The 12727-nt window shown below is 61.5% G+C and carries 16 protein-coding genes; 8 read left to right on the top strand and 8 right to left on the bottom strand.

Annotated elements, in window-relative coordinates:
• On the top strand, positions 1-1430 hold a 1430-nt coding region (gene yidC / locus RTX98_RS16655; RefSeq protein ID WP_312797942.1), incomplete at its 5' end, for a membrane protein insertase YidC.
• A gap of 77 nt (positions 1431-1507) precedes the next feature.
• A complete protein-coding gene (gene yihA, locus RTX98_RS16650) occupies positions 1508-2161 on the top strand; it encodes a ribosome biogenesis GTP-binding protein YihA/YsxC (protein WP_312797941.1) in 654 nt (217 codons plus the stop codon).
• A gap of 15 nt (positions 2162-2176) precedes the next feature.
• Here the strand turns inward: yihA and msrB are convergent, their stop codons facing one another.
• The 4 genes from msrB to RTX98_RS16630 form a co-directional block, all read right to left on the bottom strand.
• A complete protein-coding gene (gene msrB, locus RTX98_RS16645) occupies positions 2177-2686 on the bottom strand; it encodes a peptide-methionine (R)-S-oxide reductase MsrB (protein ID WP_312797940.1) in 510 nt (169 codons plus the stop codon).
• Between the two features lie 175 nt (positions 2687-2861).
• Positions 2862-3413, bottom strand: coding sequence for a fasciclin domain-containing protein (locus tag RTX98_RS16640; protein WP_312797939.1), 552 nt, complete (start codon positions 3411-3413; stop codon positions 2862-2864).
• A 92-nt stretch (positions 3414-3505) separates the two neighbouring features.
• Entirely contained in the window at positions 3506-4228 is a 723-nt protein-coding gene (locus RTX98_RS16635) for an anti-sigma factor domain-containing protein (protein WP_312797938.1), read from the bottom strand.
• On the bottom strand, positions 4225-4764 hold the full coding sequence (locus tag RTX98_RS16630) for a sigma-70 family RNA polymerase sigma factor (RefSeq protein WP_189503590.1): 540 nt from the start codon (positions 4762-4764) through the stop codon (positions 4225-4227). Before RTX98_RS16630 ends, RTX98_RS16635 begins: the two co-directional genes overlap by 4 nt.
• A gap of 154 nt (positions 4765-4918) precedes the next feature.
• On the opposite strand from RTX98_RS16630, the gene argB reads away from it, so the two are divergent.
• Positions 4919-5809, top strand: coding sequence for an acetylglutamate kinase (argB, locus tag RTX98_RS16625; protein ID WP_312797943.1), 891 nt, complete (start codon positions 4919-4921; stop codon positions 5807-5809).
• A gap of 6 nt (positions 5810-5815) precedes the next feature.
• Here argB and RTX98_RS16620 read toward each other — a convergent pair whose 3' ends face one another.
• Entirely contained in the window at positions 5816-6721 is a 906-nt protein-coding gene (locus RTX98_RS16620) for a DMT family transporter (protein WP_312797937.1), read from the bottom strand.
• 113 nt (positions 6722-6834) lie between these two features.
• On the opposite strand from RTX98_RS16620, the gene RTX98_RS16615 reads away from it, so the two are divergent.
• Positions 6835-7542: a pyrimidine 5'-nucleotidase gene (locus RTX98_RS16615; protein WP_312797936.1), complete on the top strand. Its 708-nt coding sequence runs from the start codon at positions 6835-6837 to the stop codon at positions 7540-7542.
• 72 nt (positions 7543-7614) lie between these two features.
• On the opposite strand, the gene RTX98_RS16610 is transcribed toward RTX98_RS16615, so the two are convergent.
• A complete protein-coding gene (locus RTX98_RS16610) occupies positions 7615-7800 on the bottom strand; it encodes a hypothetical protein (protein WP_312797935.1) in 186 nt (61 codons plus the stop codon).
• A 103-nt stretch (positions 7801-7903) separates the two neighbouring features.
• Complete coding sequence (locus RTX98_RS16605) at positions 7904-8767, bottom strand: LOG family protein (RefSeq protein WP_312797934.1); 864 nt, start codon at positions 8765-8767, stop codon at positions 7904-7906.
• Positions 8768-8941: 174 nt separating this feature from the next.
• Here RTX98_RS16605 and dapD point away from each other — a divergent pair, with 174 nt between their 5' ends.
• From dapD to RTX98_RS16585, 4 genes are read left to right on the top strand one after another with little or no spacing between them, the layout of a single operon-like run.
• Positions 8942-9796, top strand: coding sequence for a 2,3,4,5-tetrahydropyridine-2,6-dicarboxylate N-succinyltransferase (gene dapD / locus RTX98_RS16600; protein WP_312797933.1), 855 nt, complete (start codon positions 8942-8944; stop codon positions 9794-9796).
• A complete protein-coding gene (locus RTX98_RS16595) occupies positions 9793-10167 on the top strand; it encodes a DUF805 domain-containing protein (RefSeq protein WP_312797932.1) in 375 nt (124 codons plus the stop codon). The genes dapD and RTX98_RS16595 overlap by 4 nt, the downstream gene beginning before the upstream one ends.
• A 50-nt stretch (positions 10168-10217) precedes the next feature.
• Positions 10218-11405 carry a succinyl-diaminopimelate desuccinylase gene (gene dapE / locus RTX98_RS16590; RefSeq protein WP_312797931.1) on the top strand — a complete coding sequence of 396 codons (1188 nt, stop codon included), beginning with the start codon at positions 10218-10220 and terminating at the stop codon, positions 11403-11405.
• 2 nt (positions 11406-11407) lie between these two features.
• The gene (locus RTX98_RS16585) at positions 11408-12001 is read left to right on the top strand and encodes a transporter (protein ID WP_312797930.1); all 594 of its coding nucleotides are present in this window, start codon (positions 11408-11410) and stop codon (positions 11999-12001) included.
• Here RTX98_RS16585 and truA read toward each other — a convergent pair.
• Positions 11985-12725, bottom strand: a complete 741-nt coding sequence (gene truA, locus RTX98_RS16580; RefSeq protein WP_312797929.1) for a tRNA pseudouridine(38-40) synthase TruA — start codon at positions 12723-12725, stop codon at positions 11985-11987. The genes RTX98_RS16585 and truA overlap by 17 nt on opposite strands.
• Positions 12726-12727: the final 2 nt, after the last annotated feature.

Genomic DNA, 12727 nt, shown 5'->3' with positions numbered 1-12727 from the left:
TGCTGAGCCCGGCCGGTTTGCCGAACGGTTATTTCGTGGAACTCGGCTACAGCGCCACGCAGGGCAGCGCTGCTGGTCCGCTTCCGGGCGCCGACACGGTCTGGCAGGTCGAGGGCGCCAATGCGACGCTGACCCCGTCCACGCCCGTCACGCTCGTCTACGACAACGGGCAGGGCCTGGTTTTCCGCCGCGTGATTTCGGTTGATGCCAGCTACATGTTCACCGTCAGCGATACGGTTGCCAACAATGGCGGCGCGCCGGTGAGCTTGGCGTCCTATGGCCGCGTTACCCGCTTCGACAAGCCGCTGGTTGCCAGCACCTATGTGCTGCATGAAGGCCTGATCGGCGTGACCGGCGAAGAAGGGTTGCAGGAGCACAAATACAAGGCTCTGGAAGACGACAAGCAGTTCGTGCCTGGCAAGTCCAACGATGGCTGGCTCGGCATCACAGACAAGTACTGGGCAACTGCCCTGGTGCCGTCGGCCAAACAGCCCTTCCAGCCGCGTTATGCCTATTTCGACAGCGGCCGTCCAAGCTACCAGTCTGACTTCCTGAGTGACGCCGTCACGATCGCGCCGGGCCAGTCCGACACGCAGGAAACGCTGGTGTTTGCCGGCGCCAAGCAGGTCGAGACCATCAACGCCTATCAGACCGATCGCGAAATCCGACGCTTCGATCTCCTGATCGACTGGGGCTGGTTCCACTTCATCACCAAGCCGATGTTCTGGCTCATCGACCACCTGTTCAAGCTGCTCGGCAATTTCGGTCTCGCCATTCTGGCGACCACCGTGATCGTCAAGGCCATCTTCTTCCCGCTCGCCAACAAGAGCTACAAGTCGATGGCGAACATGAAGAAGGTGCAGCCCAAGCTGCTTGAGATCCGCGAAAAGTATGCGGACGACAAGATGAAGCAGCAGCAGGCCATGATGCAGCTTTACAAGACGGAAAAGATCAACCCGCTGGCAGGCTGCTGGCCGGTGCTGATCCAGATCCCGGTCTTCTTCGCGCTCTACAAGGTGCTCTACATCACCATCGAAATGCGGCATGCGCCGTTCTTCGGCTGGATCCAGGATCTGGCGGCACCCGATCCGACTTCGGTGTTCAACCTGTTCGGCCTTCTGCCGTTCGCCGTGCCTGCCTTCCTGATGATCGGCGTCTGGCCGTTGATCATGGGCATCACGATGTTCCTGCAGATGCGAATGAACCCGACCCCGCCGGATCCGACGCAGGCGATGATCTTCAACTACATGCCGATCATCTTCACCTTCATGATGGCCGGCTTCCCCGCTGGTCTCGTGATCTACTGGGCTTGGAACAATACGCTTTCGGTGACCCAGCAGGCCATCATCATGAAGCGCCAGGGCGCCAAGATCGAGCTGTGGGACAATCTCGTCGGCTTGTTCAAGCGAAAGCCGAAACCGGCGGAATAAACATGCAAAAGGCCGGTTCCGACCGGCCTTTTTTGTTTCTACAGTGCCTCATGAACGTGCAGCCAAGGCTTCAAACCATGACCGAAACCGTCGCCACCCTCGAGCCCGGCCTGTTCAAGCGGCCCTGGGTGTTCATTCGCGGCGTGCCGGACATGAAGTTCCTGCCGCCGGAAGGGCCGCCGGAAGTGGCCTTTGCCGGCCGTTCCAATGTCGGCAAGTCCTCCTTGATCAACGCGCTGCTCGAGCAGAAGGGTTTGGCGCGCACGTCGAACACGCCCGGCCGCACGCAGGAACTCAACTATTTCGTGCCGGAGGGTTTTTCGGGCGAAGGTGGAGACCTGCCTCCGATCGCGCTGGTGGATATGCCGGGCTATGGCTTTGCGCAGGCACCGAAGGAGCAGGTCGATCGCTGGACCAAGCTCGTCTTCGACTACCTCAAGGGCCGCGTCACACTGAAGCGCGTTTACCTGCTTATCGATGGCCGACACGGTATCATGAAGCGCGACGAGGAAGTCATGGCGCTGTTGGACAAGGCCGCCGTGTCCTATCAGGTCGTGCTGACCAAGGCCGACAAGCTGAAGACGCCCGGCGTCGGGCGGCTGCTCGGCGAAACGGTCGAGAGGATCAAGAAGCGCCCAGCAGCGTTTCCCGAAGTGCTCGCGACCTCATCGGAAAAGGGCGAAGGGATCGACGACGTCCGCACTGCGATCCTGACGGCAGCGCGCAGCTAAGCCTGGCGTCAGCCTTCAGGCCGCCATCGGCTTGAAGGTCATCGCCACGCCATTAATGCAATGGCGCTTGCCGGTGGGCTTCGGCCCATCGTCGAAGATATGGCCGAGATGCCCGCCGCACCGGGAGCAATGGCATTCCGTGCGCAGCATCAGGAAGGAGCGATCCTCGCTGGTGCCCACCGCATTCGGCACCGCTTCCCAGAAGCTCGGCCAGCCCGTGCCGGAGTCGAACTTCTTGTCCGAGGCATAAACAGCCTGATCACAGCCGGCGCAAAAGAACATGCCCTTGCGGTGCTCTTCGTTAAGCGGGCTGGAGAAGGCGCGCTCGGTGTCTTCCTTGCGAAGAACGGCAAACTGCTGCTTCGTCAGCTGAGAGCGCCATTCATCCTCGGTCTTGCTCACTGGAAAGCCGTTACGAGGCTCTTCGGCTTTTGCCGCACCGACAAAGCGTGAAAACAAGAATGACCCGGTTGCGGCCAGAAGGGCAAAAGCTGCCGTTCCCGTCAGGAAATCGCGTCGTGGCATGAAGACCTCCGAAGGAAGCATCGCTGGAATGGAAGGGGGCGCAGCCTACGCCTTTCCCTTATGTGGGAACGACGCCGTGAAACACAAAGGCCCTGCGAGGCCAGAAATGGCCTGCAGGGCAAGTGGCGCGCGGCGAGCTTACGGAAGAACCGCGCGCGTGAGAGAGCTCGAAAGCTTACATCTTCGGCAGCAGAACGTGGTCGATCACGTGGATCACGCCGTTGGACTGCTTGACGTCGGCGATGGTGACCACGGCAACGCGGCCGTTCTCATCAGTCAGCGTGATCTTCTTGCCGTCCATCTTGGCCTTCAACACGCAGCCGCCAACCGTCTTGACGTCATGCGAGCCACCATCATCCGCGATCATCTTGCCGATCGCCGACGACATCGCGTCAGCGGCAACGACGTGACAGGTCAGGACCTTGGTCAGTTTGTCCTTGTTTTCGGGCTTGAGCAGCGTGTCGACCGTGCCGGCCGGCAGCATTTCGAAAGCCGCGTTGGTTGGTGCGAAAACCGTGAACGGGCCCTTGCCGGAAAGCGTATCGACGAGACCGGCCGCCTTCACGGCAGCAACGAGCGTGGTGTGGTCCTTGGAATTGACCGCATTCTCGACGATGTTCTTTTCAGCATACATAGGAGCGCCGCCGACGCGAGGATTGTCTTGCGCGAACGCAGCGCCGCTCAATAGAACCGCAGCAGTCATCAAAGAAGCAGTGATCTTGCGCATCTTTTAGTCTCCTCTCGCTTTCCCTTTATTGGGTAAGGTACAGGGAAATACGAGATCGTTTCTGCGAGAGTTTCACTGACACGAATTTATTTCTAGATTTGCGTCAAACCACCAGCGGCAACAACCGGTCCGGTCGGCTGGCCGGTCGGCGAACCACCGGATGGCTCGAGGCTGATCGCGAACACGTCGCCCGTTTCCATCGCGTCGGCAATCGGGGTCGGCAGGGTGATGCGTGCATTCTGCCCACCGGGCACGATGCCCACGGACTTCGGCGCATTCGTCCCCTTGATGACCCAGAGCTGGAAGTCTTGCCCGGTAGCAGGTGCGCCGGATAGATGCGACAGGCCGACCTGGCCCGTTCGACCATCGAACATCACGAGATACTGCACATCGCTGCCATCGGCTGCCAGCGAAGCCACAAGCTGCTCACGGTTTTCCGGCGCGGGCGGATTGAGGAACGGCAGTGCGGCGAAGGCGGCAAGAGCCGCCAGCGAACCGATTGCCAGTGTGCGCCAGACAGCTAAGCTATTCCAGAAGCCGGAACGCTCACCGGGCGCCGCCTGCGCGCCCGAGGAAAACAGCAACCGGTCGATCCGCGCCTTTACACCGGCCGGGGGTGTGACTTCCGCGAACTCGGCGGCCATCGGCCAGAAACGGGTTTCCCACCAGTCGACCAGCCGGGCAAAATCACGGCTTTCTTCCACGCGGCGCCCAACGGCGGCGCGTTCTTCAGCCGTCTGAAGCCCAAGAACATATTCGGCGGCGAGCACGTCGTCGCCCTCCGGTTCCCGCTCCATCTCGCCTGCGCCGTTCATCGTTCCAGACACTCTCTCAACTTCATCAGGCTGCGCCGCAGCCAGGTTCGCATCGTATTCAGCGGCACATTATGGCGCGCTGCCAGATCGAGATAGCTGTCACCATCGAGATAAGCCCCTCGAACGGCCGCCGAACGATCTGCTTCCAGTTCATCGAGACAGACATAGATCTGCTCGCGTTGGCCACCGGCCACGACAATTGCTTCCGGCGTCGGGCTGGGATCAGCAACGTCGAGCGCCGCGTCGATGTCGGTCGTTTTCTGCTTGCGGCCCCTGACCCGGTCCACCGCATGATTGCGTGCCACCGCAACCAGCCACGAAATCGGGCTGAGGTCGGAAACAGCAAAGCGATCCGCCTTGGTCCAGATCTTCACGAAAACTTCCTGAAGCGCTTCTTCCGCTTCTGCACGATCACCTAAGACACGCAAACAAACGCCGAAAAGTTTCGCGGATGTATTGCGATAAAGAAGATCGAACGCCTCCCGATCTTTCATCGAGGTCCGTACAATGAGCTTGGTGATGTCTTGCGGCGTCATCCGCCAAGGTCCTGAAGGCGCATCCCGCTTTTATAGAGCTACCAAGCTGTTTGGCAACGCCGCCGGGCTAAGGAACACCGTAACAATGACCTTACGGTTTGATCGCCTGCGGTTTCACGGCTAGAAGCCGCGCCAACCGGACGCGAAACAGAGCATCACGATGGATAATAATCCCGAAGAACAGGCCCGTCTTCTTTCCGCCGCCCTGCCCTACATGCAGCGCTACGAGAACAAGACCGTCGTGGTGAAATATGGCGGCCACGCCATGGGCAATGCGGCGCTGGGCCAGGCTTTCGCGCGCGACATCGCGCTGCTCAAGCAATCCGGCGTCAACCCGATCGTGGTGCATGGCGGCGGCCCGCAGATCGGCTCCATGCTGACGCGGCTCGGCATCAAGTCGGAGTTTCGCGGCGGTTTGCGCGTGACCGACAGGGAAACGGTCGAAGTGGTCGAGATGGTTCTGGCCGGCTCGATCAACAAGGAAATCGTCGCCCTCATCAACAAGGAAGGCGAGTGGGCGATCGGCCTGTCCGGCAAGGACGGCAACATGGTGTTCGCCGAAAAGGCCGCCAAGACCCACCGCAACCCGGAAACCGGCGAGACCGAACTGCTCGACCTCGGTTTCGTTGGCGAACCGGTCGAAGTCGACCGCACCCTGCTCGATCTGCTTGCGCGCTCCGAGATGATCCCGGTGATCGCGCCGGTGGCGCCGGGGCGCGACGGCAACACCTACAACATCAACGCCGACACCTTCGCTGGCGCCATCGCCGGCGCCTTGCAGGCCAAGCGCCTCTTGTTCCTGACCGACGTGCCGGGTGTGCTCGACGCCGACAAGAACCTCATCCCGGAACTGACGGTCGCGGAAGCACTGCGCCTGATCGAAGATGGCACCATTTCCGGCGGCATGATCCCGAAAGTCGAAACCTGCATCGACGCCATCAAGCGCGGCGTCCAGGGCGTCGTCATCCTCAACGGCAAGACCGCCCATTCGGTGCTGCTGGAGCTGTTCACGGAACACGGTGCCGGCACGCTGATCGTGCCGTGAGGCCGATCAGCCCATCAACACCAGCACCAGGATTCCCGCCACGATCAGCAGGCAGCCGGCGACTTCGAGGCGGTTGACCTTTTCGCGGAAGAAGAACACGGCGGACGCAAAGGTGAAGATCATCTCCACCTGCGCCAAAGCCTTGACCACGGCCGCCTGCTGCAGAGTCATGGCCGCGAACCAGCCGAAGGAAGCTGTCGCTCCGGTCGCGCCAACGAACAGGCCAGGCTTCCAGCCCTTGCGCATGCGGTGGAAATCGCTGCGGTCCACGAAGATCATCCAGGTCGCCATGAGAACCGTCTGCATGGTCAGGGTGAAGGCCAGGGTGACGGCGGCCTGCATGATGAAGTTCGGTCCGCCCAGCGCCAGCGACGCCGCACGGTAGCCGACCGCCGAAACACCGAAGGCCGTGCCTGAGGCCAGGCCGATCAGGGCGATCGGCTTGAACACCGAGGTCAGCAGCGAGCGCGGATTGACCGGCGTATGCGCGACGGAAATCAGCATCACGCCCACCACGCAAATCGCGATTGCCGCAAGAACGCCGGCGCTGATCGTTTCCGAAAGGAACAGCAGACCGAACAAGGCGGCCTGTGCCGGCTCGGTGCGGGAATAGGCTGTTCCCACCGCGAAATTGCGGAAGGAGAAGAGGTGGATCAGCAGGAACTGCGCGAGGATCTGGCTCAAGCCGGCAAGAACAGACCACAGGACGAAGCTGCGGTTGAGATAGGGGAAACTAATATCCATGCCCCAATGCAGGACGGACACGAACACCAGCGCGAAAGGCAGGCCGAAGGCGAAGCGCACGAAGGTTGCGCCCAGCGTCCCCATAGTGGCCTTGAGATGCTTTTGGCCGACCGAGCGCAGATTTTGCAGAAAGGCCGAGACGAGCGTGATGGGGATCCAGAGTTCCATGCGCGATCGTTAAGCCCCTGCTGGCACGATCGGCAAGGCGCTTCGGAAAACAAGATCTTGGGCCAGCGAAGATGCGGCTTTCAGGCAGCGTTGTGTTCGGCTAGACCTGTTTTATGTCCACACAGCCCGACGCCGCCCGCTTCGCCCATATCCGTGACTGGGTGTTCGATCTCGACAACACGCTTTATCCGCATCACTCGAACCTGTTTGCGCAGGTCGATGTGAACATGACGGCCTATGTGCAGGCGCTGCTCAACCTGCCGCATGACGAAGCGCGCAAGCTGCAGAAGGATCTGTACCGCGACTACGGCACGACTCTGGCCGGGCTGATGGCGCGCTACCAAATCGATCCCGACGACTTCCTCACCAAGGCGCATGATATCGATTATTCCGGCCTGGTGCCCGACCCGGATCTCGGGGCCGCGATCAAGGCGCTGCCCGGCCGCAAATTCATTTTCACCAATGGCGATCGCGGCCATGCCGAGCGCACCGCGACCCAGCTTGGCATTCTCGAACATTTCGAGGATATTTTCGACATCGTGGCAGCCGAACTGACGCCAAAGCCCGATCGCAAGCCCTACGACGCCTTCGTGGCGCTGCATAGAATCGTCGGCGATAATGCCGCGATGTTCGAGGATATCGCGCGCAACCTCACCGTGCCGAAGGCGCTGGGCATGACCACGGTGCTGATCGTGCCGAACAATTTCGAGCCGACCTTCTCGGAAGTCTGGGAGCGCGATCCCGATCATTCCGACGCCGTCGACTTCGTGACCGACGATCTCGGCGCCTTCCTGCGGAACCTGGCGCCGGCGTTCAGCTAAAGCAATTCCAGCAAAAGTGTGTAGCGGTTTTGCGTCCGGAATAGCGAAAAACCAAATAGCTAGAGCATCGCTCTAGCGCCGCTTCAGCTGCGTCGAAGCCCGCTTCACGGCCCGGGCCAATGCTTCGCGCGTTTGCGGATGCATGTCACGGCTGCGGGGCGCGCCAGGTGCGGCGTTGACGTTGTTGTTCGAGGACGACGTGTCAGCCTGCTGCTGACGGACAATCAACCCGCTGTTCGGGTTCGTTCTCTGTGACATAAAACAGCTCCTTCCCACGCATCAATGCGCAGGACAAAAGCCTCGTTCCGGTGAACAAAACCTTGCCGGCGGGCAAAGAAACGCCTCGCCGGCTCATTAAACGCTACTCCGCCGCCTGGTTTTCCTCGTTCAGCTTGTAGAAATCGCTGATCACGGCCCAGGCTTCGGGCGCGGTATCGACGAAGGTCAGCAGGTCGCCATCGTTGGGCGAGATCGTGCCCTGTTCGGCGAGATAGTCGATGTTGACGGCGTTCTTCCAGAACTCCTTGCCGAACAGGATTACCGGAACGCGCTCCATGCGGCCGGTCTGGATCAGGGTAAGCGTTTCGAACAGTTCGTCCATCGTGCCGAAGCCGCCGGGGAACACGGCGACCGCCTTGGCACGCATGATGAAATGCATCTTGCGCACCGCGAAATAATGGAAGTTGAAGCAAAGCTCGGGCGTGACATAGAGGTTCGGCGCCTGCTCATGCGGCAACACGATGTTGAGCCCGATCGAGGGGGCGCCGACATCGGCCGCGCCGCGGTTGCCCGCTTCCATCACGCCCGGACCACCGCCGGTCACCACGACATATTCGGTGTGGTTGTAGCTGGCCGAATGCTGCGAGCACAGCCGCGCGAACTCGCGCGCTTCCTCGTAGTATTTGGCGTTTTCGAGCAGGTTCTTCTTTTGCGTCTCGTTCTTGGCCGCCCAGGCGTCACCGCCGGGTTCCGGGATTCGCGCGCCGCCGAACAGGATTACGGTGGAGACGATGCCGCGTTCGGCCAGGATCATTTCCGGCTTCAGCAGTTCCAGTTGCAGGCGCACCGAACGCAGTTCACGCTTGGTAAGGAAGTCCTGGTCGTTCCAGGCTAGGCGGAAGCTCGGCGCACGCGTTTGCGGCGTGTCCGGCGTGGACTTCATCCGCTGCAGATCTTCGTCCGAATGGGCAAGCGCGGTCCAACCCGCATTGTCTTTGGGCGTCATCGTTTTGTGTCAGCCTTTGCTGCGGTCATCCAGGATGACCGCTTGTTCTGGATAGCGGCGCTGGAGAAGCGCGCGCGTGATTGACCCTTCTTGTGCCTTGCCATAGGTTCCGCCCGCCTTCCTGCAGAACCAACGCCAGCGCCTTTGCGTGCTTGGTGTAACGGAGTTGACGCCATGACGAAAGCCGACTTGTCGGGTCTCGAAACCACGATCGAACAGGCTTTCGATGCCCGCGACACCGTCAATGTAGAAACGCGCGGCGCTGTTCGCGAGGCCGTCAACGAGGCGCTCGACCTGCTCGACCGCGGCGAAGCCCGAGTCGCCGAGCGCCAGGCCGACGGCGCATGGATCGTCAACCAGTGGCTGAAGAAGGCCGTGCTGCTGTCATTCCGTTTGAACCCGATGGAGATCATCAAGGGCGGACCGGGCGAAGCCGTGTGGTGGGACAAGGTGCCTTCCAAGTTCGAGGGCTGGAGTTCGAACGAGTTTGAAAAGGCCGGCTTGCGCGCTGTGCCGGGTGCCATCGTACGCCGCTCCGCCTTTATCGCGCCTAACGCGATCCTGATGCCGTCCTTCGTCAATCTCGGCGCTTATGTCGGTGAAGGCACGATGGTGGATGCCTGGGCTACCGTCGGCTCCTGTGCGCAGATCGGCAAACATGTGCATCTGTCCGGCGGCGTCGGCATCGGCGGCGTGCTGGAGCCAATGCAGGCCGGGCCGACCATCATCGAGGACAACTGCTTCATCGGTGCGCGTTCGGAAGTGGTGGAAGGCTGCATCATCCGCGAAGGCGCGGTGCTTGGCATGGGCGTGTTTATCGGCAAGTCCACCAAGATCGTGGACCGCGAAACCGGCGAAGTGTTTTATGGCGAGGTCCCGCCCTATTCCGTGGTTGTCGCCGGCACGATGCCAGGCAAGAATGTTCCCGGCGAGAATTGGGGTCCGAGCCTTTACTGCGCCGTGATCGTCAAGCGCGTCGACGAAAAGACCCGCTCGAAGACCTCGATCAACGAGCTACTGCGGGCATGATGGGCAACGACGCCTCGATCCTCTGGCTGTTTTTCGGCTTCAAGGGTCGCATCAGCCGCATGGCCTTTCTTCTCGGCGGCTTGGCGATGGTGGTGGTCACGATGTTCGTGCTCTACCGCGTCAATCTCGCCGAACAACTGGCGCGAGGCCTGGATTTCTGGACAACGATCCTGGCCGTGGTGGTTTTCGTGTCGCTTTGGTGCCAAGCAGCGCTGGCCGCCAAGCGCCTCCATGACATGGATCAGCCCGGGTTTTGGGCCGTCAGCATGTTCGTGCCGATCCTGAACTTCTTTGCCTTCCTCGCTTTGTGCTTCCTGAAAGGCACGCCCGGCGCAAACCGCTTCGGCCCGGCCCCCAATCTTCCGGGCTGAGGTGATCAGCCTCTTGCGGGTGGGCGGCCTCTTCCATATTCCATCGGCTCATGACGCTTCCCATTGATCCCGCCGCCAATCTCGCAACCCTGATCCGCTGCCCTTCGGTCACACCGGCCGAAGGCGGTGCGCTGAGTGCCCTTCAAGCCATGCTCGCCCCGATGGGCTTTGGCGTGGAGCGTCCGATCTTTTCGGAAGCCGGTACGCTGGATGTCGAGAACCTGTATGCCCGCCTGTCCGGCAACGGCCCACATCTGATGTTTGCCGGGCATACCGACGTCGTGCCGGTGGGCGACGAAGCCGATTGGACGCATCCGCCCTTTGCCGCCGAAATTGCCAATGGCGAAATGTTTGGCCGCGGCGCCGTCGACATGAAGGGCGGCATCGCCTGTTTCGTGGCAGCGCTTGCCCGCCACATTGAGCAGCATGGCGCACCCAAGGGGTCGGTGTCGCTGCTGATCACCGGCGACGAGGAAGGCCCGTCCATCAACGGATCGGGCAAGCTGCTCGAATGGGCGGCCGCCAAGGGTGAGAACTGGGACGCGGCCGTGGTTGGCGAGCCGACCAATCCGAACGCGCTCGGCGACATGATCAAGATCGGCCGGCGCGGATCGATCTCCGGCACCATTACCGTGCATGGCCGCCAAGGACATGCCGCCTACCCGCATCTCGCCGACAATCCCGTGCGCGCGCTCGTGACGCTGTGCGACGCCCTGCTCGATCCGGCATTCGATGAAGGCACGACCGATTTCCAGGCGACCAATCTGGAAATCACCACGGTCGATGTCGGCAATCGCGCCACCAACGTCATTCCGGCGCGCGCCACCGCATCCTTCAACATCCGCTTCAACGACACCTGGACGGCGGAAACGTTGCAGGCCGAGGTGCATAACCGGCTCGACCGTGCGGCCGAAGATTTGCGGCTGCGTCCGCATGCGCAGGAGCCTGCATCCTTCGATCTCATCTGGACGGAACGCCCGAGCCACGTTTTCCTCACCCGCGACGAAAAGCTGATCGCAGCTTTGTCCGGTTCGATCGAGGCCGTAACCGGCGCCAAGCCCGCGCTGTCCACCTCCGGCGGCACGTCCGACGCCCGCTTCATCAAGGATTACTGCCCGGTCGTCGAGTTCGGCCTGGTCGGCAAGACCATGCATATGGTGGATGAACGCGTGGCACTCTCCGACCTCGAAGGCCTGACCAAGATCTACGAACGCTTCTTGGCTGACTGGTTCGCCTGATCATGCTGAGCAGCGAGGCGATCAAGCATTCGATTGCCGCTGCCTGGGCCGTGATGCTGGGCCGCAAGGATGCGATTGCGCGTCTTGATCTGTCCGCCGACGGTTTCTGGGACTCGTTCTGGGCGATCCCGCTTGCCATGCCGCCGCTGCTTCTGGCCTGGCTCACCAGTACGAGTTTTCTGATCGATGGCGGCAATGATCAGAGCAAGCTGTCGATCATCCTGCGCCTGGCTTTCGTCGATCTCGCCAACTGGCTCGTGCCGCTGATCTTGCTGGCGTTGATTGCGCGCCGCATCGGCATCTCCAAGCGCTTTGCGCCCTATGTGGTCGCCAGCAACTGGGGCACGCTGATCATGATGTGGTTCGGCCTGCCCATCATGCTGATGTCGCTGTTTTCAGCGGATGCTAGCAACTTCGCCGATGTGCTCGGCTTCGTCCTGTTTCTGGCCTCACTGCTGTTTTCCTGGCGCATCACGCAGGCCGCGCTCAACACGGATCTCGGCACTACGATCGGCGTTTTCCTGGCCATGACGTTCGTGTCGATCCTGATCGTGATCCTGCTGCAGCCGATGCTCGGCCTTACGCTTCCGGCGTAATGTCGTAGTCGACGCCGGTCAGGAACAGGCCGTCGGATGGCGCCATTGCGCCACAGCGCTTACGATCGCACGCTTCCAAGGCGTCCTGAACCATGTCGGCCGTCCAGGCGCCCTCGCCGACGCGTTTCAAGGTGCCGACCATCGAGCGCACCTGGTTATGCAGGAAGGCGCGCGCGGACACGATGAAGTCGATCGCCTCGCCTGACCGGACGACATCGAGCCGATCCAGCGTGCGGATGGGGTTCTTCGCCTGGCAATGCACGGAGCGGAAGGTCGTGAAATCGTGCTGGCCGATCAAGCGCCGTGCAGCCTCCGCCATTGCCTCCGCATCGAGCGTTCGCGGCACAAGCCATGCTTGACCGAGGTCGAGCGCTAGCGGCGCGCGGCGATTGATGATGCGATAGCGGTAATGCCGGCCCGTCGCGGAAAAGCGTGCATTGAAGCTTTCGTCGACCTCTGCCGCGCTCAGGATCGCCACCCGGTGCCCCGCCATGCGCAGATGCGCGTTGATCGCGCCCATCACGGTGCGCGCGGGCCACGGCTCGCTGAGATCGACATGCGCGACCTGTCCCGTGGCATGCACGCCGGCATCGGTGCGGCCGGCGCCCTGGATGCGAACCTCTTCGCCGGAATAGGCATGGATCGCATCCTGAATAGCGCCCTGGATGCTCGGCAGGCCTTCCTGCATCTGCCAGCCCGAGAAGCCGCTGCCGTCATATTCGATAT

It is taken from the genome of Tianweitania sp., assembly GCF_032053605.1.
Lineage (GTDB): Bacteria > Pseudomonadota > Alphaproteobacteria > Rhizobiales > Rhizobiaceae > Tianweitania.
This window is presented reverse-complemented; position numbering and strand designations above follow the sequence as displayed.

Bases quoted from the DNA above. Each gene is read 5' to 3' on its own strand.
- yihA (WP_312797941.1), top strand. From the start codon at position 1,508: ATGACCGAAACCGTCGCCACCCTCGAGCCCGGCCTGTTCAAGCGGCCC.
- msrB (WP_312797940.1), bottom strand. From the start codon at position 2,686: ATGCCACGACGCGATTTCCTGACGGGAACGGCAGCTTTTGCCCTTCTG.
- RTX98_RS16640 (WP_312797939.1), bottom strand. From the start codon at position 3,413: ATGCGCAAGATCACTGCTTCTTTGATGACTGCTGCGGTTCTATTGAGC.
- RTX98_RS16635 (WP_312797938.1), bottom strand. From the start codon at position 4,228: ATGAACGGCGCAGGCGAGATGGAGCGGGAACCGGAGGGCGACGACGTG.
- RTX98_RS16630 (WP_189503590.1), bottom strand. From the start codon at position 4,764: ATGACGCCGCAAGACATCACCAAGCTCATTGTACGGACCTCGATGAAA.
- RTX98_RS16620 (WP_312797937.1), bottom strand. From the start codon at position 6,721: ATGGAACTCTGGATCCCCATCACGCTCGTCTCGGCCTTTCTGCAAAAT.
- RTX98_RS16615 (WP_312797936.1), top strand. From the start codon at position 6,835: ATGTCCACACAGCCCGACGCCGCCCGCTTCGCCCATATCCGTGACTGG.
- RTX98_RS16610 (WP_312797935.1), bottom strand. From the start codon at position 7,800: ATGTCACAGAGAACGAACCCGAACAGCGGGTTGATTGTCCGTCAGCAG.
- RTX98_RS16605 (WP_312797934.1), bottom strand. From the start codon at position 8,767: ATGACGCCCAAAGACAATGCGGGTTGGACCGCGCTTGCCCATTCGGAC.
- dapD (WP_312797933.1), top strand. From the start codon at position 8,942: ATGACGAAAGCCGACTTGTCGGGTCTCGAAACCACGATCGAACAGGCT.
- RTX98_RS16595 (WP_312797932.1), top strand. From the start codon at position 9,793: ATGATGGGCAACGACGCCTCGATCCTCTGGCTGTTTTTCGGCTTCAAG.
- dapE (WP_312797931.1), top strand. From the start codon at position 10,218: ATGACGCTTCCCATTGATCCCGCCGCCAATCTCGCAACCCTGATCCGC.
- RTX98_RS16585 (WP_312797930.1), top strand. From the start codon at position 11,408: ATGCTGAGCAGCGAGGCGATCAAGCATTCGATTGCCGCTGCCTGGGCC.